Below are 22285 nucleotides of genomic sequence, written 5' to 3' on the forward strand. Positions count from 1 at the left end.
GGACGCCTGGTCCTCAACCGCCGTACGGGCTGACACCGGCCCGTACCCGGCTGCCTCCCGGACGACGTCGGGGGGAGGTTGAGGACCGGGTGCTTTTGCCCGGCGCCCCACTCACCTCGGGGCGATGCCCAGGGCTTCCGTCGCCTTCGGGTTGACGAGGCACGCCAGCACGGCGACCGCGGCCAGCGCCAGCGCGGCGGCCGCGGCGATCAGCCCGCCCCCGTTCTGTGCCATCTGCCAGGCGACGGGCAGGGCGAGCAGCTGGACGATCATCGAGGGCCCGCGGCTCCAGCGGCGCCTGTGCCACAGTCCGCGCGCCGCGGCCAGGGGCAGCGCGGACAGCGCCAGGACCGTCACGGCGAGGGTGGCGGCCTGGACCATGTCGTCGGGGCTGCCGGTGGCCAGCAGCACGAGCGAGAAGAGGCCGAACGCGGCGACGATCACGCCTTCGACGCCGGTCACCACGGCGGCCGCCACGATCCTGCGCGGCCCCGGCGCCTTCGTTGCCGCCTCGGCCGCCTCGCCCGTGCCGTCGCCGTCCATGGGCTCTTCCGTATCCGTCTCGGTCACGCTCACACCAGAAGCGTAGCCCTCCGGATCCGGCGGGGCTGGGCCCCGTACCGCGGGGTAGGTACGCTCACCCCATGCGCGCACTCCTCGTGGTCAACCCGGCAGCAACCACCACCAGCGCACGCACCCGCGACGTGCTGGCCCACGCGCTGGCCAGTGATCTCAAACTGGAGATCGCCACCACCGAGTACCGCGGGCACGCCCGCGACCTGGCACGCCAGGCGGCGCAGGGCGGCACGACGGAGCTGGTCATCGCGCTCGGCGGAGACGGCACGATCAACGAGGTCGTCAACGGTCTGCTGCACGAGGGCCCCGATCCGCGGCGGCTGCCGCGGCTGGCCGTGGTGCCGGGCGGGTCCACCAACGTCTTCGCCCGCGCCCTGGGCATGCCCAACGACGTGGTGGAGGCCACAGGGCATCTGCTGGACGCGCTGGAGTCGCGCACGGAGAGAACCGTCGGGCTGGGGCTCGCCGGGGGCGTGCCGGGCAGTGACGACGCGGAGGTGCCCGCACGCTGGTTCACTTTCGCCGCGGGGTTCGGGTTCGACGCCGGGGTGGTCGGCAGAGTGGAGCAGCAGCGCGAGCGCGGCAAGCGTTCGACGCATCCGCTGTATGTGCGGCAGGTCGTACGCCAGTTCCTGCACGAGCCGCACCGCCGGCACGGCACGATCACGCTTCGGCGCGAGGGCGCCGAGCCGGTCGGCGACCTGGCGCTGTCGATGGTCTGCAACACCGCTCCGTGGTCGTACCTGGGGAACAAACCGCTGTACGCGGCGCCGGAGGCGTCCTTCGACACGGGCTTGGACGTGCTCGGCCTCAAGCGGCTGACGCCGCTGGCGGTGAGCCGTTACGGGACGCAGTTGCTCACCTCCAGCCCCGAGCGGGGGCCACGCGGCAAGCACGCGGTCACACTCCACGACCTCACCTCCTTCACCTTGCATTCGCAGGCTCCATTGCCGTTTCAGATGGACGGTGACCACCTGGGACTGCGTACGAGCGTGAGCTTCACAGGCGTACGGCGTGCACTGCGTGTGATTGTGTAAGTGGAAGGCCCGAAAGTCCTTCCACTCGAACGTTTAGACCAGGATCCACCCCCTGGAATGACGGCTGTGAGCTAGCCGACACCAAGGATTCAAAAAAAAGTTTCCGGAAGGGGTTGTATCCGCCGCCGAGGTTTGCGAGTCTCTTCATGGCGATCGGGACGGCCCGTCAACAGGGCCCCCTTGAGAGCCGGAATCCCCTCCCCTAACTCCAGTGGGACCCGCATCACAGTTGATGAGGCCCCACTTCCCACGCGGAGGGATTCGTGAAAGCGTTCACATTCACAAGCAAAGCCACACACGAGGAGAGGTAGCAGCCATGGACTGGCGTCACCACGCCGTTTGCCGCGAGGAAGACCCCGAGCTGTTCTTCCCCATCGGCAACACTGGTCCTGCGCTGCTGCAGATCGAGGAAGCCAAGGCCGTCTGCCGCCGCTGCCCCGTCATGGAGCAGTGCCTGCAGTGGGCTCTGGAGTCCGGTCAGGACTCCGGTGTCTGGGGTGGCCTCAGCGAGGATGAGCGTCGCGCGATGAAGCGCCGCGCCGCCCGCAACCGGGCGCGGAACAACGCCGCGACCGCCTGACGCCCAGCCCGGCACCAGCTGCACCCCCGAGACGCAGCGCGCAGTGCCCTCGGAGCGCCTGGCAGACAGAGCGCCCGCACAAACGCAGAGCGTACAGCGCTGAACCCCCGAGTCCGTGCCCAACGGACCGGGGGTTCAGCGCTTTTCGCCTCCGGCGGTGTGGCCGGACGTAGACGCGCCCCGAAGGGGCGCGGGGAACGGCGCGACCAGCCACAGTCCACCCGAGGACCGCACACTGCGGCCAGTGGCACCCCCGTGCCGAAGCCGGACCCGCACAAGCGCGCTAGCGCTTCTCCGCCGCCACCGGCAGGTCGAACAGCACCCGGGTGCCGCCGCCGGGTGCCGGCTGCATGTCGAAGGTGCCGCCCAACTCGCCCTCCAGGAGGGTCCGTACGATGTGCAGGCCCAGGTTGCCCGCGCTGCGGGGGTCGAATCCGGCGGGCAGGCCGCGGCCGTCGTCCTCGACGGTGACCAGCAGCCGCACCTCCTCACGGCCCGAGGCCGCGCCCCGTACGGCGCGCACCTCCACGGTGCCCTGCTCCCCGGAGCCGAAGCCGTGCTCGATGGCGTTCTGCAGGACCTCGGTCAGCACCATGGACAGCGGTGTGGCGACCTCGGCGCCCAGGATGCCGAAGCGGCCCGTGCGGCGGCCGGTGACACGGCCGGGGGAGATCTCGGCGACCATCGAGAGGACCCGGTCGGCGATCTCGTCGAAGTCCACCCGCTCGTCCAGGTTCTGGGAGAGCGTCTCGTGCACGATGGCGATGGAACCGACCCGGCGCACCGCCTCGCTCAGCGCGTCCCTGCCCTGTGCGGAATCCATTCTGCGGGCCTGGAGGCGCAGCAGCGCGGCCACCGTCTGGAGGTTGTTCTTCACCCGGTGGTGGATCTCCCGGATGGTGGCGTCCTTGGTGATCAACTCGCGCTCGCGGCGGCGCACTTCCGTGATGTCGCGCAGCAGGATGAGCGAGCCGATGCGGGTGCCCTTGGGCTTGAGGGGGATGGCGCGCAGCTGGACGATGCAGTCGTTGGCCTCGACCTCGGCGCCGCGCGGGGCCCAGCCGCTGGCGAGCTTGACCATCGCCTCGTCCACCGGGCCGCGGGAGGGCGCCAGTTCGGCGGTGGCCTCCCCCAGGTGCAGGCCGACCAGGTCGGCGGCCAAACCCAGCCGGTGGTAGGCGGAGAGCGCGTTGGGGCTGGCGTACTGCACGTATCCGTCGGCGTCCAGCCGGATCAGGCCGTCGCCGACGCGCGGCACGTGGTCCATGTCGACCTCGTGCCCGGGGAAGGGGAAGCTGCCTGCCGCGATCATCTGGGCGAGGTCGCTGGCGCTCTGCAAATAGGTCAGCTCCAGCCTGCTGGGGGTGCGCACGGTCAGCAGGTTGGTGTTCCGCGCGATGACGCCGAGCACCCGGCCCTCGCGCCGTACGGGGATCGACTCGACGCGGACGGGCACCTCCTCGCGCCACTCCGGGTCTCCCTCGCGCACGATCCTGCCCTCGTCCAGCGCGGCGTCCAGCAGGGGGCGCCGGCCGCGGGGCACCAGGTGCCCGACCATGTCGTCCTGGTGGGAGGTCGGCCCGGTGTTCGGCCGCATCTGGGCCACCGAGACGTAGCGGGTGCCGTCCAGGGTGGGCACCCACAGCACGAGGTCGGCGAAGGAGAGGTCGGCGAGCAGCTGCCATTCGGAGATCAGCAGGTGCAGCCACTCGAGCTCGGCGTCCGAGAGCGCGGTGTGCTGGCGTACGAGGTCGTTCATGGAGGGCACGGGGCCGAGGGTACGACAGGTCCGCTGCCGCCCGTACGGCGGTGCGGTTCCGCCCACCGGACCGGTCCGATCCGTAGACAGAGGGCCGTGGTCTAGTCCACAATCCTGGGTGAAGAACTTCTGCTCTCCCCGCACAGGAGGGCAGATCGAGGCCCGTGACGCTCTCTGCCCTGACAGCGGCCGGGTCTTGTGGCTCCGGGCTGCGGTGCCGGGCGGGTTGAGGGTCCCGCTCCGGTGCCGCGGCCCGAAGTGCGTTCGGGGCCCGGGCTCCGTGCGGTGATCGGACCCCGCTGTGGACCCGGTCACCGGACCGGCGGGCCCGGAGCGCGTGAGGGTCCCCGCAGGTCGGACGGTGTGCCGGACGGCCTCGTCCGCCGGTGTTCAGGCGTGCTGGATGGCCTCGTCCGGGCTCGTCGGGAAGCGCGTGGTGCGGTCCCCCAGCAGCAGGGCGCGGTAGGTGGCCGTCGCGGCCTCCTCGATGTTCATCGCCCGGCGGAACGCCATCCCGACGTCCTCGCCCAGCGCCGAGCAGCCGTGGTGGGCGAGCAGCACGCAGTTGTGCTCCCTGGCCTGCTCGGCGGCGCCGTCGGCCAGCTCGTCGGACCCGTTCGGGTGGAAGGGGACGCGGCCGATCGACCGTACGTAGACCGCGTGGTCGAGCGTGAGCAGCCGGATCTCGTGACCGAGCGCGTCCACCAGGACCGCGTGCTGCGGGTGCATGTGGACGAGGGCGCCCGCGTCCTGGCGCACCTGGTAGGTGCGCTGGTGCAGCTTCCACTCGCTGGAGGGCGCGGGGTTGCCGCCGACGGTCTCGCCCGCCAGGTTCATCACCGTGAAATCGGCGGGCTCCAGCCGGTCCAGCCAGGTGCCCTTGCCGGTCACGACGAACTCCTCGGAGCCCGGCAGCCTGGCCGAGAGGTTGCCGCCGCTGGCCAGCGCGAAGCCCCGGTCGACGACACCGGCCCCGACGTCGATCAGCTGTTCTATGAGCCCGTCGACGGTCGCGGCCTGCCCCATCCGCGGCTTACGGCGCACACCGGGCTCACGAGGCGCACGGGGCCCACTCGACTCACCGGGCCCGGCAAAGGCACCGGGCTCACCGAGCTCCACGAGGCGTCCCTCCCTCAGCGGGTCTCGGTGACCTTGGCGAGGGAACGCGGCGCGTCCGGGTCCTGGCCGCGCGCCATGGTGACCTCGTAAGCCAGCATCTGCAGCGGCAGGATCTGCACGATCGGCTGGAGCTCCTCGGGCAGCCCGTCGGTCGGCAGCGCGAACCCGGCCGAGGCGCGGTCCACCTCCTCCTGGCAGCCGATGACCACCAGGTCGGCGCCCCGGTCCCGGAGCCGCTCCAGCACCGGCTGGAGCGCCTCGCCGCCCTTGCCGTCCGCGACGACCGCGATCACCGGCGAGATGTTGTCCACCATGGCCAGCGGGCCGTGCAGCAGGTCGGCGCCCGAGTAGGACAGCGCGGGGATGTAGCTGGTCTCCATCAGCTTGAGCGCGGCTTCCTTCACCGTCGGGTAGCCGTAGCCCCGCGAGGTGAGCACCATGCGCTCCGCGAACCTGTACCGGGAGGCGAGCGCCTTGACCTCGCCCTTGCGCGCCAGGACCGCGTCGGCCACCTCGGGCAGCGCCTTGGCCGCCTCGGCGCCCCGCCCCCCGCGCAGGCCGTCCACGAACAGGTACAGCGCCAGCAGCTCGGCGGTGTAGGTCTTGGTGGCGGGCAGCGCCTTCTCCGGGCCGGCGAGGACGTCGATGTGGAACTCGCTCACCTGGGCGAGCGGGGAGTCCGCGTTGTTCGTGACGGCGAGCGTGACCGCGCCCGCCTCGCGCGCCGCCTTCGTGGAGGCCACCAGGTCGGGGCTGCCGCCCGACTGGCTGATCGTGATCACCAGGCAGTCGGTGAGGTCCTGCTGCGCGCCGTACGCCGTCGTCGTGGACATCGACGTCAGCCCGCACGGCTTGCCCAGCTGGATCTCCAGCAGGTACTTCGCGTACAGCGCGGCGTTGTCCGAGGTGCCACGCGCCGTCAGCAGCACGAAACGCGGGTTCTTCGCGGCGATGCGCTCGGCGACCTCGCGGATGGCCGGCCCGCCCTCGTCCAGGATGCGGCGCAGCACGGACGGCTGCTCGGCCATCTCGCCGGACATGATGGTGCCCGGCTCAGACGGGACGTTCGAGGACATGGGGGTCGCCTCCCGGTGGGGTTCCGTACAAGGGTGCGGGTGCTTCGATCCTACGTTGTGGGAGCGCACACGGGTTTTCCCCCTGCCACGCCCTCGCCGCCCTCCCCGCCCGCTCCGCGGACGGCGCCTCGGAGAGGCCGCCGCGGGGCCCGGCCACGGGGTCGCGCACCCTCACGGCGGGCCCAGGCCCGGGGCCGGCGTGGCGGCCGGCGTCCGGGCGGGTCACCCTCGGGCGATGACCTCGGCGGCGGCCCGCCCGCACACCCGCGCCGCCCCGCGCGTCGCCACGTGGAGCGCGCCCTGGGGGGAAGCCTGGGGGACCCCCATCTCGACCACCACCGTCGAGGGCCGGGCGGCGACCAGCTGTTCGACCGCCTGGGCCATCCACGGGTGCCGGTGCAGGTCGCGGACGACGGCGACGACGGGCCGGTCCCCGGCGTCGGCGAGCACCGCGGCGGCGACATCGCCGTCGGTGCTGCCGTAGGTGCCCGTGCGGGTGCCGGGGATCATCCGCTCCAGTTCGGCCGCGGGCCCCCAGGGGGTCTCGTCGCCGACGGCGATGTTGGCCAGCGGCGTCAGCGCGGCGACGTAACCGGGCCCGGACGGCCTCCGGTACCCGTCGAGCCCGGTGACCACGAGCGCGCGCCGTGCGGCTTCCAGCCCGATGCCGTCCTGCGCGTGGGCGGGCGCGTGGCCGGCCGGGCCCCCCGTGCCCGACCGGCTGCGCGCGCCCTTCGCCCACGCGGCCAGCCCCCGTACCCGCGCGGCCGCGTCGGCGAGCCGCTCCTCGGTCAGCTCGCCGTCCCGTACGGCGCCGACGAGCGCGTCGCGCAGCCGCAGCACGGTGTCCTCGCCGGACAGTCCGCCGCCCACGCAGATGGCGTCCGCGCCGGCCGCGAGAGCCAGCACGCTGCCGCGTTCGAGCCCGTAGGTGGCGGAGATGGCCTGCATCTCCATACCGTCGGTGACGATCAGCCCCTCGTGCCCCAGGCCGCCCTCGCTCCGGGGGGCCCGCAGCAGCCCTGTCAGCGCGGCGGAGCTCAGCGTTCCCGGGTGGGCCGCGTCCAGTGCCGGCAGCAGGATGTGGGCGCTCATCACGCACTTGCTGCCCGCGTCGACCGCGGCGGCGAAGGGCACGAGTTCGCGGCCCCTGAGGGTGGCGAGGTCGGCGTCGATGCGGGGCACCGCGTGGTGGGAGTCGACGGCGGTGTCGCCGTGCCCGGGGAAGTGCTTGACGCAGGCGGCGACGCCCGCGGCCTGGAGGCCCTCGACGTAGGCGACGGTGTGCCGGGCCACCAGTTCGGGGTCGCCGCCGAAGGAGCGGACCCCGATGACCGGGTTGTCGGGGTTGGAGTTGACGTCGGCGGAGGGCGCCCAGTTGAGGTTGACGCCCGCGGCGGCGAGCCGGCTGCCGAGTTCGTGGGCGACGGCCCTGGTCAAGACGGGGTCGTCGATGTGCCCGAGGGCGAGGTTGCCCGGGTAGGAGGAGCCCGTGCGGGCCTCCAGCCGGGTCACGTCGCCGCCTTCCTCATCGATGGCCACCAGCAGCTCGGGGCGCACCTCGCGCAGCTGTTCGGTCAGGAGGGCCAGCTGCTCGGGTGAGTCGATGTTGCGGCCGAAGAGGCCGACCGACGTGAGCCCTTCGTCGAGCTGCCGCAGCAGCCAGGACGGCGCCGAGGTGCCGGCGAAGCCCGGCTGGAGGACGGCGAGGGCGTCGCGGGTGAGGGTGTCGGACGCTCGGAGAGAGGTGGTCATGCGGCGCGGTGTCCCTTCACTTCACTGGATGGCCCGTCACTCCACTACCCCTTCACCGCGCCGGAGGTGAGGCCGGCCACTGCCTTGCGCTGGAGGTAGAGGAAGAGGAGCAGGATCGGGACGGCGAAGAGCGAGGCCGCCGCCATCGTGGCACCCCAGTCGTCACCGAACGCGGTCTGGAACTTCGACAGCCACAGCGGCAGCGTCTGCGCTTCGGCGTCCTTGTTGAGGATGAGGACCATGGGGAACTCGTTCCACGCGGTGATGAACCCGAAGAGCGAGGTGGCCATCAGTCCGGGGGCCAGCAGCGGGAAGATGACCCGGCGGAACGCCTGGAGGCGGGTGCACCCGTCCACCATGGCCGACTCCTCCAGGTCCTTGGGGACGGCCGCGACGTAGCCGCGCAGGGTGATGATGGTCAGCGGCAGCACCATCACCGTGTAGAAGAGGGTGAGCGGCACGAGGCTGTTCAGCATCTCCGCGTCCCGCACGATCATGTAGATCGCGATGACCATGACCTCCCAGGGGGCCATCTGCGCGATCATGAACGTGAGGATGATGCCCTTGCGCCCCTTGAACCGCATGCGGGCCAGCGCGAACGAGGCGAAGAGCGCCACCAGCAGCGAGATACCGACGGCCAGGACGGTGACCGTGACGGAGTTGCGCACCAGCGTCCAGAAGTTCTCCGCGTGCACCGCCGTGGAGAAGTGTTCGAGGGTGGGCGAGGTGGGGAACCAGACGGGGTTCTCGCTGATGATCTGCCCGTTGGGCTTGAACGCCGTGTTGAACATCCAGTACACGGGGAAGACGAACCCCACGAACAGCAGCAGCGCGGTGGCGTTCGGCCATATCCGGCTCAGGAGCGACCGTCGCATCAGCCCTTCTTCCCCTTGTTCTCGTCGGTCTCGTTCTCGTCGGCGTCTTCTTGTCGGAGCACCAGCCGCAGGTAGTACGACATGAGCGCCAGCAGGATGAGGATGGTCAGGACGGAGATCGCCGCTCCGGCACCGTAGTGCTGGTTGCCGACGCCCTCGACGAAGGCGTAGACGGGGAGCGTCTCGGTCAGCCGGTCGGGGCCGCCCTCGTTGATGGCGAAGACGTGCGGGAACGCCTTGAAGATCCAGATGACCTCCAGGAACGTCGCGACCATCAGGAACGGTTTGAGGAAGGGGAAGGTGACGCACTTGAAGCTCTGCCACGGACCGGCTCCGTCCAGCGCCGCGGCCTCGTACAGCTCCTTCGAGATCGTCGTCGTCGCCGCGTAGAGGTTGATCGCGACGAACGGAATCGACGTCCACACGATCAGCAGCGAGATGACGAAGAACGTGGACAGCTGGCCGCCCGTCCAGTTGTAGTCCGCCATCGAGTCGAAACCGACCTTGGCCAGCACCCAGTTGACGACGCCGAACCGCTGGGCGAACAGCCACTGGTAGACGGTGGTGGCCGCGATGATGGGCATCGCCCAGGCGAGGACCAGCCCGACCGACAGCAGCAGCCGCATCTTCGATCCGAGCCGCGCCAGCAGCAGTCCGATGAGGGTGCCGGCGACGATGATCAGCACGACGTTGACCACCGTGAAGATCACCGACCGCAGTGTGACCCGCCAGAAGGTGTCACTGGTGAGCGTGTCGGTGTAGTTGGCGAAGCCGTTCCACTCGGTGACGTGCTGGATCAGCTGCGTCATGTTGAGGTTCTGGAACGACAGCATGCCGTTGGTGAGCAGCGGCCAGCCGAGGAGGACGGCGGTCAGTCCGAGCGCGGGCAGCAGGAGCAGGTAGGGCAGCGTGCCCTTCGCCTTCCTCCCGCCACGGGCCGGCGGTCCGCCCTCCCCCGTGGGCCGCACGGGCACCTTGTCCAGAGGCGGCGCCTCATGGGTCTGCACAGACATCGCGACTCCAACGCAGGGGATTGCGGGGGGCGGGTGCCACCCCCCGCAACCCGCCCGTTCAGGTGGGTTACTGCGGTTACTGCTTCTGCGACAGCCGCTTGTTCATCTCGCCCTCCACACCCTTGGCCGCGGCCGCGTGGGACTTCCCCTCCAGCACGGAGGTCATGTACGTCTTGATCGGGTTCGGCGGGTTCTCCACCGCGCCCCACTCCGGGATCAGCGGGGTCAGGCCGCCGCCCTCGACCGCCGGCGCCGCGGCCTCCGCCGCCGGGTTGCCCTCCAGGTTGCTCTGGAGGGACTTCTTGTTCGGGATGACGCCGCTCTCCTTGGCGAGCGCGCCCTCGTACCTGTCGGACAGGGCGATCTTGAGGTACTCCTTGGCGAGTTCCTGCTTCTCGCTGCCCGCGGCGATGGCCAGGTTGGACCCGCCGAGGAAGACGCCCTCGGGCGTACCGGCGGTCTCACCCGGAATGGTGAAGTAGCCGATGTCCTTCTCGATCTTCGGGTTGGCCTTGATGGCGGTGGCCGCCTCCCAGCTCAGTCCGACGAAGGCGCCGGTCTTGCCCTTGGCGAAGATCTCGGCCTGCTGCGGGGTGGCCTCGTCCTTGTTCTTGGGCGCCTTGGAGTAGGAGGCGTACTTCTTGTAGACCTTCATGGCCTCGCCGACCTTGGGGTCGGCGAGGTTGGAGACCCACTTGCCACCCTTCTTCTTGACCAGGTCGGCGTTGTTGCCGATGAGGAGGCCGTCGAAGAAGTACCAGTTCTGGCCCGGCATGTAGAGCGGCTCGGCGTCGGTCTTCTGCTCGATCTTCTCCAGCGCGTCGAAGAACTCGTCGCGGGTCTTGGGCGTGCCCTTGACGCCGGCGTCGGCCCAGATCTTCTTGTTGTAGATGACCGTGCGGTTGACGGCGAACCAGGGGGCGGCGTACTGCTTTCCGTCATAGACAGCCGACTTGTTGAGAGAGGAGGTCCAGTCCTTGCCGAGCCCCTTCTTCAGGTCGCTGAGGTCGGCGAGGCCGCCGGTGCGGGCGTAGGCGGGGGTCTGGGTGTTGCCGATCTCGATGACGTCCGGCGGGTCGTTCTCGGACAGCGCGGTGGTGATCTTCTGCTGGATCCCGTTCCACTGCTGGACCTCGAGCTTGAGCTTGGCTCCGGTCTTCTTCTCGAAGGCGGCCTTGACGTCCTTGGTCCACTTCTCGGGGGTGGACCCGTCCATCGCCCAAAGGGTGAGCGTCTTGCCCTTGAAGCTCTCGGGCCCGGACTTCTCGTCGCCGTCGGACCCGCAGGCCGCGACGTTCACCATCAGTACGGCGACACCGGCCGCGGCCACGAGGCCCCTTTGATGACGTTTCACAGCATTCTCCCCTGCACACTGGAACGCTCCGCACGGCGCATTCGGACGGCCCGTCCCTCCGGACAGCGCATCCGGGCCCATCCGGACAGTTGGTTTAGACCAATGCGCAGAGCTTGGCCTAGACCTTTAGGGGTGTCAACGGTGTATAAAGCTCCCAGTCGGTTCCGTTATCGGAACGACATCTGAGCTGGGGCGCCCGCCCAACGCCGCGCCATGCCACGATGTGAACCGCTAAGCACACGGAGGAAGCCGGTGACGGCAGCACGAGGCGAGTCGGGAAGGCGGGTCATGAGCACGGACGGGGGCGGCGCCATCGCGCCGGCCGCCGCGGAGACCGGGACCGCAGGCGGCAACGGATCGGCGGCCCGCACCGCGCGCGTGCCCAAGTACTACCGGCTCAAGCGGCACTTGCTGGAGATGACCGAGACGCTGCCTCCCGGCACCCCCGTGCCGCCCGAGCGCACCCTGGCCAGCGAGTTCGACACCTCACGCACCACCGTGCGCCAGGCCCTCCAGGAGCTGGTCGTCGAGGGGCGGCTCGAACGCATCCAGGGCAAGGGCACCTTCGTCGCCAAGCCCAAGGTCTCCCAGGCACTCCAACTGACCTCCTACACCGAGGACATGCGCGCCCAGGGCCTCGAACCCACCTCCCAGCTGCTGGACATCGGCTACGTCACGGCCGACGACCGGCTCGCCCACCTGCTCGACATCACCGCGAGCGGCCGCGTGCTGCGCATCGAGCGGCTGCGGCTGGCCAGCGGCGAGCCGATGGCCATCGAGACCACGCACCTGTCGCAAAAGCGCTTCCCCGCGCTGCGCCGCAGCCTGGTGAAGTACTCCTCCCTCTACACCGCGCTGGCCGAGGTCTACGGCGTCCACCTCGCACAGGCGGAGGAGACGATCGAGACCTCACTGGCCACCCCGCGCGAGGCCGGGCTGCTGGGCACCGACGTCGGCCTGCCGATGCTGATGCTCTCGCGCCACTCACGCGACACCGACGGCGAACCCGTGGAGTGGGTGCGCTCCGTCTACCGCGGCGACCGCTACAAGTTCGTCGCCAACCTCCAGCGGCCCACCGACTGACCCCGGCCGCAGGACCCGAGCAGTCCCGGGGTCCGGCCCGCCGGCGGCGCCACCGTGGCGGCGGCCGCGGGGAGTTGAGATCGGGTAACCCCCGTACGGGGGTATGGCGCGGATCACGTCGCTGTTCTACGGTCGCCCTGCCGTCGTGGTGTGCCCGCCGCCCCGGGTGGCCGGCGGGTGGGGTCGAGGAGGAACGCGCGTGCGCAGCACTGCTCAGCAAGCGGGGCGGATCAACCCGCGGTCCGTCGTCATCTGGTCCGTGGTCGCGCTGGTCGGCGCGGCGGGATGGGCGGTGCTCGCGCTGGCGCGCGGCGAGGAGGTGTCTGCCGCCTGGATGGTGGCCGCAGCGCTCGGCTCGTACGCCATCGGCTACCGGTTCTACGCGCGCTTCATCGCCACCCGGGTGCTGCGCGTCGACAAGAGCCGGGCCACGCCCGCCGAGCGCCTGAACAACGGCATCGACTTCCACCCCACGGACCGGCGGGTGCTGCTGGGGCACCACTTCGCGGCGATCGCCGGGGCCGGGCCGCTGGTCGGACCGGTGCTGGCGGCGCAGATGGGATACCTGCCCGGCACCATCTGGATCGTCGCGGGCGTCATCCTGGCGGGCGCCGTGCAGGACATGGTGACGCTGTTCTTCTCGATGCGGCGGGACGGCAAGTCGCTGGGGCAGATGGCGCGCGAGGAGATCGGCCCCGTCGGCGGTGCAGCCGCCCTGCTCGCCGTCCTCGCCATCATGATCATTCTGTTGGCGGTGCTGGCGCTGGTCGTCGTCAACGCGCTGGCCGAGTCGCCCTGGGGCACCTTCTCGATCGGGATGACGATCCCGATCGCGCTGTTCATGGGCTTCTACCTGCGGGTGCTGCGGCCGGGCCGGATCACCGAGGTCTCGCTGATCGGCATCGCGCTGCTGCTGTTCGCGCTGGTGGCGGGGCGGTGGGTCGCCGAGTCGTCGTGGGCGGGCGCCTTCACCCTGGACAAGCCGACGCTGGTCATCTGGATCCTGGTCTACAGCTTCGTCGCCTCCATCCTGCCGGTGTGGATGCTGCTGGCACCGCGCGACTACCTGTCGACGTTCATGAAGATCGGCACCATCGGGCTGCTGGCCGTCGGTGTCGTGGTGACGCTCCCGACGCTGAAGATGGAGGGCATCACCGACTTCGCCGGCGTGGGCGACGGGCCCGTCTTCGCCGGGTCGCTGTTCCCCTTCGTGTTCATCACGATCGCCTGCGGCGCGCTGTCCGGGTTCCACGCGCTGATCTCCTCGGGCACCACGCCGAAGATGATCCAGAAGGAGACCCAGGTCAAAATGATCGGGTACGGCTCCATGCTGATGGAGTCGTTCGTGGCGGTCATGGCGATGGTCGCCGCCTGCATCATCGACCCGGGCCTCTACTTCGCGATGAACGCGCCCGCCGGGGTGATCGGTGACTCGGTGCAGTCCGCCTCGGAGGCGGTTCGCTCGTTCGGGTACAGCATCAGCCCCGAGCAACTGGCCGCCGCGGCCAAGGCGGTGGAGGAGAGTTCGCTGCTCTCGCGCACGGGCGGGGCCCCTACGCTGGCCATCGGCGTCTCGGACATCTTCTCCGAGGTCGTCGGCGGATCCGGCATGCGTGCTTTCTGGTACCACTTCGCGATCATGTTCGAGGCGCTGTTCATCCTCACCGCGCTGGACGCCGGCACCCGTGTGGGCCGGTTCATGCTCCAGGACATGCTCGGCAACCTCTACAAGCCGTTCCGGCGGATCAGCTGGTGGCCCGGGCTGCTGCTCTCCAGCGCGGTCATCGTCGGGCTGTGGGGCTACTTCCTGTGGGTCGGCGTCCACGAGCCGCTGGGCGGGATCAACCAGCTCTTCCCGCTCTTCGGCATCGCCAACCAGCTGCTGGCCGCCGTCGCGCTGGCGGTCTGCACGACGCTGCTGGTCAAGTCGGGCCGGCTGAAGTGGGCGTGGGTCACGGCCGTGCCGCTGGTGTGGGACGCGGTGGTGACGCTGACGGCGAGCTGGCAGAAGGTCTTCTCCAGCGACCCGAAGGTCGGCTTCTTCCAGCAGCGCTCCGACTACCAGGACGCCATCGAGGCGGGCAAGGTCATCGCACCCGCCAAGAACATGGACGACATGCATACCGTCGTCACCAACTCCACCGTGGACGGGGTGCTCTCGGCGCTGTTCGCGATCCTCGTCGTCGTCGTACTCGTGGACGCGGCCCGCACCTGCCTGAAGGCGGTCCGCCACCCGCACAGCGCGACGATGCACGAGGCACCGTACGAGAAGTCGCGGCTGGTCGAGCCGGCCGGGCTGTTCCCCACCAAGGAGGAGAAGGCCGAGCGGGCCGCGCTGGCCGCCGCGGGACCCGCCGAGGGCACGCGGGGCGGTGGCGAGAGCGGCGGGGAGGCGCGATGAGGGCCGTGGTCCGGGCCGCCTCGTGGGTGCGCTGGTACGTGCGCGAGTTGACCGACGAGAGCGCCTACGAGCGGTATGTCGCGCACGTGCGGGACCACCAGGGCCCCCAGGCGTCCGTGCCCAGCCGCAGGGAGTTCGAGCGGTGGCGCACGGACGCGCGCGAGGGCGATCCGCGCGAGGGGTTCCGCTGCTGCTGAGCCCGGCGCACGGTGTCATGTCCGCTATACGGACGGGCCGTGACGTGGGCCGAGGGCTCGCCTAGGTTTCGTGCACATTGCATGATCTCTGAGCGAGGACGGAGCCCGCCGCATGTCCGCACCACCACAGGAGGCCGGGAAGAGACGCCCGGCCCTCACCCCCGCACGCGTCGTTGCGGGCCTGTGCCTTTTCGCGCCCTTCGTCGGCATTCTGTGGGTCGACTCCTACGCGCGCATCGAGCCGACCCTCATCGGTGTTCCGTTCTTCTACTGGTACCAGATGCTGTGGGTGCTGATATCCGCGGTGCTCACGATGGTCGCCTACCGCATCGTGCGGCGGGAACAGGCCGGGGCGCGCCGGGCCACCGCCTCCGACACCGTCGCCGACGCAGCCGCGGAAAGCGGTGAGGCCCGATGAAGGACGTCAACGGCGTCGCACTGGCCGTCTTCATCTTCTTCTTCGTACTCGTCACGGTGATGGGATTCCGCGCCGCCCGCTGGCGCAAGGCCGCGAACGAGAACAGCCTCGACGAATGGGGCCTGGGCGGACGCAGTTTCGGCACCTGGATCACCTGGTTCCTGCTGGGCGGTGACCTCTACACCGCCTACACGTTCGTCGCCGTTCCCGCGGCGATCTACGCGGCCGGCGCCTCCGGATTCTTCGCGGTGCCGTACACCATTCTCGTCTATCCGCTGATCTTCACCTTCCTGCCCCGCCTGTGGTCCGTCTCGCACCGGCACGGATACGTCACGACCTCCGACTTCGTCCGCGGCAGGTTCGGCTCCAAGGGGCTCTCGCTCGCCGTCGCACTGACCGGCATCCTGGCGACGATGCCCTACATCGCGCTCCAGTTGGTGGGCATCCAGGCGGTACTGGACGTGATGGGCGTCGGCGGTTCGGAATCCACCAACTGGTTCGTCAAGGACCTGCCGCTGCTCATCGCCTTCGGGGTACTGGCCGCCTACACCTACTCTTCCGGGCTGCGCGCCCCGGCGCTCATCGCCTTCGTCAAAGACGCGCTCATCTATATCGTCATCGCCGTCGCCATCATCTACATCCCCATCAAACTCGGCGGCTTCGACGACATCTTCGCCAAGGCGGGTGACGCGCTGGCACAGGAGAATCCGGCGACCGGAAAGCCGCGCGGGGAACTGGCCAGCGGCGAGAAGGCCCAGTGGGCGTACGCCACGCTCGCCATCGGCTCCGCGCTCGCGCTGTTCATGTATCCGCACTCGATCACCGCGACGCTTTCCGGCAAGAACCGCAACGTGATCCGGCGCAACACCACGATTCTGCCGCTGTACTCGCTGATGCTCGGTTTCCTCGCGCTGCTCGGCTTCATGGCGATCGCCGCGGGCACCAAGGTGGACAACGGACAGCTGGCCATTCCGCAGCTTTTCGAGGACATGTTCCCCGACTGGTTCACCGGTGTCGCCTTCGCCGCCATCGGTATCGGCGCGCTGGTGCCCGCCGCCATCATGTCCATCGCGGCGGCCAACCTGTTCACCCGCAACATCTACAAGGACTTCCTCAAGCCGGACGCGACCGCCGAGCAGGAGACCAAGGTCTCCAAGCTGGTCTCCCTGCTGGTGAAGGTCGGCGCCCTCGTCTTCGTCCTCGGCATGGACAAGACCGTGGCCATCAACTTCCAGCTGCTGGGCGGCATCTGGATTCTGCAAACCTTCCCCGCGCTGGTCGGCGGCCTGTTCACCCGCTGGTTCCACCGCTGGGCGCTGCTGGCCGGCTGGGCCGTCGGTATGGTCTACGGCACACTGGCGGCATACGGCGTCGCCAGCCCGACGCAGCAGCACTTCGGCGGCAGCAACGACGTGATCCCCGGCATCGGGGAGACCGGCTACATCGGTGTGACGGCATTCGTGCTGAACGTGGCCGTGACCGTCGTCGGAACGGTCGTACTGCGCGCGCTGCGCGCCCCGGACGGCGTCGACGAGACCCGCCCCGAGGACTACACGGCCGACGCCCCCGAGGCCGGTGACGGCGCCGCGCAGGCCGCCGGCGGCGCGGCGCACGACTCCGGCGCGGGCCGCACCGATCAGGGCCGCACCGACGACGGGAAGGGCGAGGACCCCAGGGTGGAGGCCGGCGCGGCCAACTGAGGCCCACGGCACCGGCGTACGCCGCCGCCGAGCGACACCGCCGGCCCGCACAGCCGGCCCGCCCGTCGTCGACCGGCGACGTCGGCCGGCACACATCGACCGACACCCGTCCCGGGTAATTTCCGGGACGGGTGTCGGCGCGTCGGCGCATGATGGCGGCCATGGACTTCACGACGAGCACAGCCGGCGCCGCGACCGGGGCAACCGGGCCGAGCGGCCCGGCCGGCAGCGCGAGAGGACCGTCCTGCGCCGCGGTCAGGACGGCGCGGCCCGAGGAGTACGCGCGGATCGGGGAGTTGGTCGCACGGGCCTACCTAGACGGGGGGCTGCTGGACTTCGGCGAGGAGGACCCGTATCTGACGACCCTGCGCGACGCGGCGGGCCGCGCCGCCCACGCCGAACTCCTGGTGGCCGAGGACGGCGCGGGCACACTGGTGGGTTCGGTCACCTTCGTCGGGGCCCAGGGCCCCTACGCGGAGCGGGCGGGCGAGGACGAGGGCGAGTTCCGGATGCTCGCCGTGGCTGAGAGCGCGCGGGGCCGCGGGGTGGGCGAGGCGCTGGTGACCGCGTGCGCGGAGCGGGCACGCGCGCTGGGCCTGCGCGGGCTGGTGCTGTCCACCCACCCGCGCATGGCCGCGGCGCACCGGCTCTACGAGCGGCTCGGCTTCACCAGGACACCCGAGCGGGACTGGTACCCGATCGAGGGAATGAGCCTGTGGACGTACGGCCTGACGCTGTGACCACCGTCCCCCGCCCACACTGAACGCGACACAAGATATGGGGGGTCACACCCAAGCGGCCACAACATGTATGCTCCCTCACGGCCGTCGCCACTGACGCAGGGGAACCCGGTGCGAGTCCGGGACTGTCCCGCAACGGTGTGCGGAGCAGCTCAGCGCTGCCCGCGAGTCCGATCACCTGCCGGCGGCGGCATCGAACGTCCGGGTCTCGTGGACTGGGCCGGCGGACGGAGTGCGGCATGCCCGAATGCCTGCGCGCTCCCCGCGCCCCGCCCTGCCGCGAGCACGAGCAGCGAGGGAGAGCACCGCGTGACCATCGCCCCCACCGCCCCGTCACCCAGCCAGGAGCAGCAGCCCAGCCAGGAGCAGCAGCCCGGCCGGGAGCGGCCCGCCGGCGGGCCCACCGGGCAGGACGGATCCGCTCCCGTACCCGGCACGCTCGACGGCCCCGCCGCCGCTCTGGGCGACGCCCTCACCGCCCTGACCGCGGACCTGGCCGACGCCGACCCCGCCCCCGTGCTCGCCGCGGCGCTGCGCGGGCGCGCCCCCTCCGCGACCGCCGCCGACCTGCGGGACCTGGCCATCGAAGCCGCCGCCGGCCTCATCGGCGAGGAGCCGTCGTACTCGCGGCTGGCCGCCCGGCTGCTCACGCACGCCATCCGCGACGAGGCGGCGGCCGAGGGCATCACCTCCTTCTCCGCCTCGGTCGCGCTCGGGCACGCCCAGGGACTGATCGCGGACCGGACGCACGCCTTCGTCGCGGCGCACGCCGCACACCTCGACGCGCTGGTCGACGAGGCGATCACGGACGGCGCCGACGACCGGTTCGGCTACTTCGGGCTGCGCACCGTCCACTCCCGCTACCTGCTGCGCCACCCCACCACCCGGCGCGCGATCGAGACCCCGCAGCACTTCTTCCTGCGGGTGGCCTGCGGGCTGGCGGCGAACGAGACGGCCGCAGCACTCGCCGAGGCCGGTACCTTCTACCGGCTGCTGTCCTCCCTCGCCTACCTGCCCTCCTCCCCCACGCTCTTCAACTCCGGCACCCGCCACCCCCAGATGTCCTCCTGCTACCTGCTGGACTCCCCCAAGGACGAACTGGACTCGCTCTACGAGCGCTACCACCAGGTGGCCAGGCTCTCCAAGCACGCGGGCGGCATCGGCCTGCCCTTCTCCCGCATCCGCTCGCGGGGCGCGCTGATCCGCGGCACCAACGGGCACTCGAACGGCATCGTGCCGTTCCTGCGGACCCTCGACGCCTCGGTCGCCGCGGTCAACCAGGGCGGCCGGCGCAAGGGTGCCGCGTGCGTCTACCTGGAGACCTGGCACGCGGACATCGAGGAGTTCCTCGAGCTGCGCGACAACACCGGTGAGGACGCGCGCCGCACCCACAACCTCAACCTGGCGCACTGGATCCCCGACGAGTTCATGCGCCGCGTCGAGGCGGACGAGGACTGGTCGCTCTTCTCCCCCTCCGACGTGCCCGAGCTGACCGACCTGTGGGGCGCCGACTTCGAGGCCGCCTACCGCGCGGCGGAGGCCGATGGGCGCGCCCTGAAGCGGCTGCCCGCACGGCAGCTGTACGGCGCGATGATGCGCACCCTCGCGCAGACCGGCAACGGCTGGATGACCTTCAAGGACACCTCCAACCGCACCGCCAACCAGACCGGCACCCCGGGCCGCGTCGTGCACTCCTCGAACCTGTGCACGGAGATCCTGGAAGTCACCGACGACGACCAGACCGCCGTGTGCAACCTGGGTTCCGTCAACCTCGCCGCGCACCTGGGCGACGACGCCCGGATGGACTGGGAGCGGCTGGACGCCACCGTCCGTACGGCGGTCACCTTCCTCGACCGCGTCGTGGACATCAACTACTACCCGACCGAGCAGGCGTCGGGGTCCAACTCCCGCTGGCGGCCCGTGGGCCTGGGCGTGATGGGGCTCCAGGACGTCTTCTTCCGGCTCGGGCTGCCGTTCGACTCGCCGGAAGCGCGCGAGCTGTCCACCAGGATCGCCGAGCGCATCATGCTCGCCGCCTACGAGACCTCCGCCGAACTGGCCGAGCGCCACGGGCCGCTGCCCGACTGGGAACTGACCCGCACCGCGCGCGGCACCCTCCACCCCGACCACTACCCCCACGCGCGCGAGGGCCACGCCTGGCCCGAGCGGTGGAGCGCCCTGCGCACACGCCTCGCCCGCACCGGGATGCGCAACTCCCTGCTGCTGGCCATCGCGCCGACCGCGACCATCGCCTCCATCGCCGGCGTCTACGAGTGCATCGAGCCGCAGGTCTCCAACCTCTTCAAACGCGAGACGCTCAGCGGAGAGTTCCTCCAGGTGAACGCCTACCTGGTTCAGGAGCTCAAGCGGCACGGGCTGTGGGACGCGCGCGCCCGCGAGGCACTGCGCCAGGCGAACGGCTCCGTCCAGGACCTCGACTGGGTGCCCGCGCCCGTGCGCGCGCTCTACCGCACCGCGTGGGAGATCCCGCAGCGCGCCCTCATCGACATGGCCGCCGCCCGCACGCCCTACCTGGACCAGAGCCAGTCACTGAACCTGTTCCTGTCCTCCCCCACCATCGGAAAGCTCAGCTCCATGTACGCGTACGCGTGGAAGAGCGGCATCAAGACCACGTACTACCTGCGGTCGCGCCCGGCGACCCGCATCGCGCAGGCAGCCGGGACCACCACCGTCCCCGTGCCCGCGCCCACCCCCGCCGCAGCCGACGAAGCCGTCGCCTGCTCCCTGGAAAACCCCGAGTCCTGCGAGGCCTGCCAGTAATGACGACATCAGCCGCCGACACCACACCCCGCCTGCTCGACCCGGGCTTCGAGCTGACGCTGCGCCCCATGCGCTACCCGCACTTCTACGAGCGGTACCGCGACGCCATCAAGAACACCTGGACCGTCGAAGAGGTCGACCTGCACTCCGACGTCGCCGACCTGGCCAAACTCTCGCCCGGCGAACAGCACATGATCAGCCGCCTGGTGGCGTTCTTCGCGACCGGCGACTCCATCGTCGCCAACAACCTCGTGCTCACCCTCTACAAGCACATCAACTCGCCCGAGGCGCGGCTCTACCTCTCCCGGCAGCTGTTCGAGGAGGCCGTCCACGTCCAGTTCTACCTGACGCTGCTCGACACCTACCTGCCCGACCACGACGAACGCGTCCAGGCGTTCGCCGCCGTGGAGAACATCCCCTCCATCCGCGAGAAGGCCGAGTTCTGCTTCCGGTGGATGGACAGCGTCGAGAACATCGACCAGCTGTCCTCGCAGGACGAGCGGCGCCGCTTCCTGCTCAACCTGATCTGCTTCGCCGCCTGCATCGAAGGGCTCTTCTTCTACGGCGCGTTCGCCTACGTCTACTGGTTCCGCTCCCGCGGCCTGCTGCACGGACTGGCCACCGGCACCAACTGGGTCTTCCGCGACGAGTCGATGCACATGTCCTTCGCCTTCGACGTCGTGGACACCGTGCGCCAGGAGGAGCCCGAGCTCTTCGACGACGCGCTGGAGAAGCAGGTGGTGGCCATGCTGGACGAGGCCGTCGAGGCAGAGCTCCAGTTCGCGCGGGACCTGTGCGGGGAGGGGCTGCCCGGCATGAACACCGCCTCCATGCGCGAGTACCTCCAGGCCGTCGCCGACCAGCGGCTGCGCCGCCTCGGCTTCACCGAACGCTACGGCGCCACCAACCCGTTCTCGTTCATGGAACTTCAGAACGTCCAGGAGCTCACCAACTTCTTCGAGCGGCGGGCCTCCGCCTACCAGGTCGCCGTGGAGGGATCCGTCTCCCTCGACGACGACTTCTGAGAGGCCCGCTTCCCAAAGACCGGGAGCGCACCCACAGTCGCCGGGTGGGGCCAGGTGGCCCAGGCCCCACCCGGTACCCGGCTACGCGTTCGGGACCGTCTCGTAGCGCGGAGTGCTCTCGGCCATCTGCCGCAGCACGTCCTTGCGCTCACGCTTGGAGAGCCGGTCGATGTACAGGTACCCGTGCAGGTGGTCGGTCTCGTGCTGGAGGCAGCGCGCGAAGTAGCCCGTGCCCTCCACGGTGATCGACCTGCCCTGCGCGTCCTGGCCGCGCACGACGGCGTAGTCGGGGCGGGCGAGCGGGTGGTAGGCGCCGGGAACGGAGAGGCAGCCCTCGTTGCCGTCGTCCAGGACGCGCCGCTCGGCCGGCAGCTCGTCGAGCACCGGATTGCACACCACCCCGACGTGGCGTACACCCTCGTCGTCGTAGCAGTCGTAGACGAAGACCTTCGCGTCGACGCCGATCTGGTTGGCGGCGATCCCCACGCCCTCCGCGGCGCGCTGGCTGGCGAACATGTCGTCGACGAGCGCGGCGAGGTCGTCGCCGAACTCGGTCACCTGCGCGCACTCCCGGTGCAGCACGGGGTTACCCACCACCGTGAGGGGACGGGCGGTGCCGCGCGCGGTGTGGGCCTCCTCCCGGGCGGCCGCGTCCGTCACGTCGTCGACGAACCCGCCCTCGGCCACATCGGCCGACCCGGCCCTGGTTTCCTGCTGCTGCGCCATGCCGTCGTACGCCTTCCTGCGACCCTGCGGGGACTGAGATCCGGTGAGCACCGCGAATGCTCGCCCCCAG

General features: G+C 70.4%; 19 protein-coding genes and 1 riboswitch. Of the genes, 10 read left to right on the forward strand and 9 right to left on the reverse strand.

Annotated elements, in window-relative coordinates; all coding sequences use genetic code 11:
- Positions 1-111 precede the first annotated feature (111 nt).
- Positions 112-570 (reverse strand): hypothetical protein, encoded by a 459-nt coding sequence (locus tag DQ392_RS05690; protein WP_425470490.1) that lies wholly within the window; start codon positions 568-570, stop codon positions 112-114.
- Between the two features lie 74 nt (positions 571-644).
- Between DQ392_RS05690 and DQ392_RS05695 the strand changes: the two genes are divergently transcribed.
- A complete protein-coding gene (locus DQ392_RS05695) occupies positions 645-1613 on the forward strand; it encodes a diacylglycerol/lipid kinase family protein (protein WP_114014378.1) in 969 nt (322 codons plus the stop codon).
- Positions 1614-1929: 316 nt separating this feature from the next.
- Positions 1930-2193 carry a WhiB family transcriptional regulator gene (locus DQ392_RS05700; RefSeq protein ID WP_016469673.1) on the forward strand — a complete coding sequence of 88 codons (264 nt, stop codon included), beginning with the start codon at positions 1930-1932 and terminating at the stop codon, positions 2191-2193.
- A 283-nt stretch (positions 2194-2476) separates the two neighbouring features.
- Here the strand turns inward: DQ392_RS05700 and DQ392_RS05705 are convergent, their stop codons facing one another.
- The 7 genes from DQ392_RS05705 to DQ392_RS05735 form a co-directional block, all read right to left on the reverse strand.
- Complete coding sequence (locus tag DQ392_RS05705; protein ID WP_181856306.1) at positions 2477-3952, reverse strand: PAS domain-containing sensor histidine kinase; 1476 nt, start codon at positions 3950-3952, stop codon at positions 2477-2479.
- Positions 3953-4342: 390 nt separating this feature from the next.
- Positions 4343-4996 (reverse strand): class II aldolase/adducin family protein, encoded by a 654-nt coding sequence (locus DQ392_RS05710; RefSeq protein WP_245981206.1) that lies wholly within the window; start codon positions 4994-4996, stop codon positions 4343-4345.
- An 89-nt stretch (positions 4997-5085) separates the two neighbouring features.
- Entirely contained in the window at positions 5086-6147 is a 1062-nt protein-coding gene (locus DQ392_RS05715) for an SIS domain-containing protein (protein ID WP_114014381.1), read from the reverse strand.
- Positions 6148-6369: 222 nt separating this feature from the next.
- Positions 6370-7902, reverse strand: a complete 1533-nt coding sequence (locus DQ392_RS05720; RefSeq protein ID WP_114014382.1) for a glycoside hydrolase family 3 protein — start codon at positions 7900-7902, stop codon at positions 6370-6372.
- Positions 7903-7946: 44 nt separating this feature from the next.
- On the reverse strand, positions 7947-8777 hold the full coding sequence (locus DQ392_RS05725; RefSeq protein ID WP_114014383.1) for a carbohydrate ABC transporter permease: 831 nt from the start codon (positions 8775-8777) through the stop codon (positions 7947-7949).
- Positions 8777-9790, reverse strand: a complete 1014-nt coding sequence (locus DQ392_RS05730) for a carbohydrate ABC transporter permease (protein WP_114014384.1) — start codon at positions 9788-9790, stop codon at positions 8777-8779. The genes DQ392_RS05725 and DQ392_RS05730 overlap by 1 nt, the downstream gene beginning before the upstream one ends.
- A gap of 76 nt (positions 9791-9866) precedes the next feature.
- Entirely contained in the window at positions 9867-11093 is a 1227-nt protein-coding gene (locus tag DQ392_RS05735) for an extracellular solute-binding protein (protein ID WP_114014538.1), read from the reverse strand.
- 339 nt (positions 11094-11432) lie between these two features.
- On the opposite strand from DQ392_RS05735, the gene DQ392_RS05740 reads away from it, so the two are divergent.
- The 8 genes from DQ392_RS05740 to DQ392_RS05775 all read left to right on the forward strand — a co-directional run bounded on the left by DQ392_RS05740 (position 11433) and on the right by DQ392_RS05775 (position 21489).
- Positions 11433-12227: a GntR family transcriptional regulator gene (locus DQ392_RS05740; RefSeq protein WP_114014385.1), complete on the forward strand. Its 795-nt coding sequence runs from the start codon at positions 11433-11435 to the stop codon at positions 12225-12227.
- A 199-nt stretch (positions 12228-12426) separates the two neighbouring features.
- On the forward strand, positions 12427-14628 hold the full coding sequence (locus DQ392_RS05745) for a carbon starvation CstA family protein (protein WP_181856287.1): 2202 nt from the start codon (positions 12427-12429) through the stop codon (positions 14626-14628).
- Positions 14625-14825, forward strand: a complete 201-nt coding sequence (locus DQ392_RS05750) for a YbdD/YjiX family protein (protein ID WP_114014386.1) — start codon at positions 14625-14627, stop codon at positions 14823-14825. The genes DQ392_RS05745 and DQ392_RS05750 overlap by 4 nt, the downstream gene beginning before the upstream one ends.
- Positions 14826-14937: 112 nt before the next feature.
- Positions 14938-15243, forward strand: coding sequence for a DUF3311 domain-containing protein (locus DQ392_RS05755; protein WP_114014387.1), 306 nt, complete (start codon positions 14938-14940; stop codon positions 15241-15243).
- Positions 15240-16943: a monocarboxylate uptake permease MctP gene (mctP, locus tag DQ392_RS05760; protein ID WP_245981207.1), complete on the forward strand. Its 1704-nt coding sequence runs from the start codon at positions 15240-15242 to the stop codon at positions 16941-16943. Before DQ392_RS05755 ends, mctP begins: the two co-directional genes overlap by 4 nt.
- A gap of 161 nt (positions 16944-17104) precedes the next feature.
- Positions 17105-17683, forward strand: a complete 579-nt coding sequence (locus tag DQ392_RS05765) for a GNAT family N-acetyltransferase (protein ID WP_114014540.1) — start codon at positions 17105-17107, stop codon at positions 17681-17683.
- Between the two features lie 63 nt (positions 17684-17746).
- Positions 17747-17883: riboswitch (cobalamin riboswitch) on the forward strand.
- 109 nt (positions 17884-17992) lie between these two features.
- The gene (locus DQ392_RS05770; RefSeq protein WP_114014388.1) at positions 17993-20464 is read left to right on the forward strand and encodes a ribonucleoside-diphosphate reductase subunit alpha; all 2472 of its coding nucleotides are present in this window, start codon (positions 17993-17995) and stop codon (positions 20462-20464) included.
- Positions 20464-21489 (forward strand): ribonucleotide-diphosphate reductase subunit beta, encoded by a 1026-nt coding sequence (locus DQ392_RS05775; protein WP_114014389.1) that lies wholly within the window; start codon positions 20464-20466, stop codon positions 21487-21489. Before DQ392_RS05770 ends, DQ392_RS05775 begins: the two co-directional genes overlap by 1 nt.
- Positions 21490-21570: 81 nt before the next feature.
- Here DQ392_RS05775 and def read toward each other — a convergent pair whose 3' ends face one another.
- The gene (gene def / locus DQ392_RS05780) at positions 21571-22215 is read right to left on the reverse strand and encodes a peptide deformylase (RefSeq protein WP_114014390.1); all 645 of its coding nucleotides are present in this window, start codon (positions 22213-22215) and stop codon (positions 21571-21573) included.
- Between the last annotated feature and the right edge of the window lie 70 nt (positions 22216-22285).

This window comes from Streptomyces reniochalinae, assembly GCF_003323735.1.
In the GTDB taxonomy this organism is placed as follows: domain Bacteria; phylum Actinomycetota; class Actinomycetes; order Streptomycetales; family Streptomycetaceae; genus Streptomyces; species Streptomyces reniochalinae.

What these genes read in the sequence shown, in the direction of transcription:
- DQ392_RS05695 (WP_114014378.1), top strand. Translation starts at nt 645, where the DNA reads ATGCGCGCACTCCTCGTGGTCAACCCGGCAGCAACCACCACCAGCGCA.
- DQ392_RS05700 (WP_016469673.1), top strand. Translation starts at nt 1,930, where the DNA reads ATGGACTGGCGTCACCACGCCGTTTGCCGCGAGGAAGACCCCGAGCTG.
- DQ392_RS05705 (WP_181856306.1), bottom strand. Translation starts at nt 3,952, where the DNA reads ATGAACGACCTCGTACGCCAGCACACCGCGCTCTCGGACGCCGAGCTC.
- DQ392_RS05715 (WP_114014381.1), bottom strand. Translation starts at nt 6,147, where the DNA reads ATGTCCTCGAACGTCCCGTCTGAGCCGGGCACCATCATGTCCGGCGAG.
- DQ392_RS05720 (WP_114014382.1), bottom strand. Translation starts at nt 7,902, where the DNA reads ATGACCACCTCTCTCCGAGCGTCCGACACCCTCACCCGCGACGCCCTC.
- DQ392_RS05725 (WP_114014383.1), bottom strand. Translation starts at nt 8,777, where the DNA reads ATGCGACGGTCGCTCCTGAGCCGGATATGGCCGAACGCCACCGCGCTG.
- DQ392_RS05730 (WP_114014384.1), bottom strand. Translation starts at nt 9,790, where the DNA reads ATGTCTGTGCAGACCCATGAGGCGCCGCCTCTGGACAAGGTGCCCGTG.
- DQ392_RS05735 (WP_114014538.1), bottom strand. Translation starts at nt 11,093, where the DNA reads ATGGTGAACGTCGCGGCCTGCGGGTCCGACGGCGACGAGAAGTCCGGG.
- DQ392_RS05740 (WP_114014385.1), top strand. Translation starts at nt 11,433, where the DNA reads ATGAGCACGGACGGGGGCGGCGCCATCGCGCCGGCCGCCGCGGAGACC.
- DQ392_RS05750 (WP_114014386.1), top strand. Translation starts at nt 14,625, where the DNA reads ATGAGGGCCGTGGTCCGGGCCGCCTCGTGGGTGCGCTGGTACGTGCGC.
- DQ392_RS05755 (WP_114014387.1), top strand. Translation starts at nt 14,938, where the DNA reads ATGTCCGCACCACCACAGGAGGCCGGGAAGAGACGCCCGGCCCTCACC.
- mctP (WP_245981207.1), top strand. Translation starts at nt 15,240, where the DNA reads ATGAAGGACGTCAACGGCGTCGCACTGGCCGTCTTCATCTTCTTCTTC.
- DQ392_RS05765 (WP_114014540.1), top strand. Translation starts at nt 17,105, where the DNA reads ATGGACTTCACGACGAGCACAGCCGGCGCCGCGACCGGGGCAACCGGG.
- DQ392_RS05775 (WP_114014389.1), top strand. Translation starts at nt 20,464, where the DNA reads ATGACGACATCAGCCGCCGACACCACACCCCGCCTGCTCGACCCGGGC.
- def (WP_114014390.1), bottom strand. Translation starts at nt 22,215, where the DNA reads ATGGCGCAGCAGCAGGAAACCAGGGCCGGGTCGGCCGATGTGGCCGAG.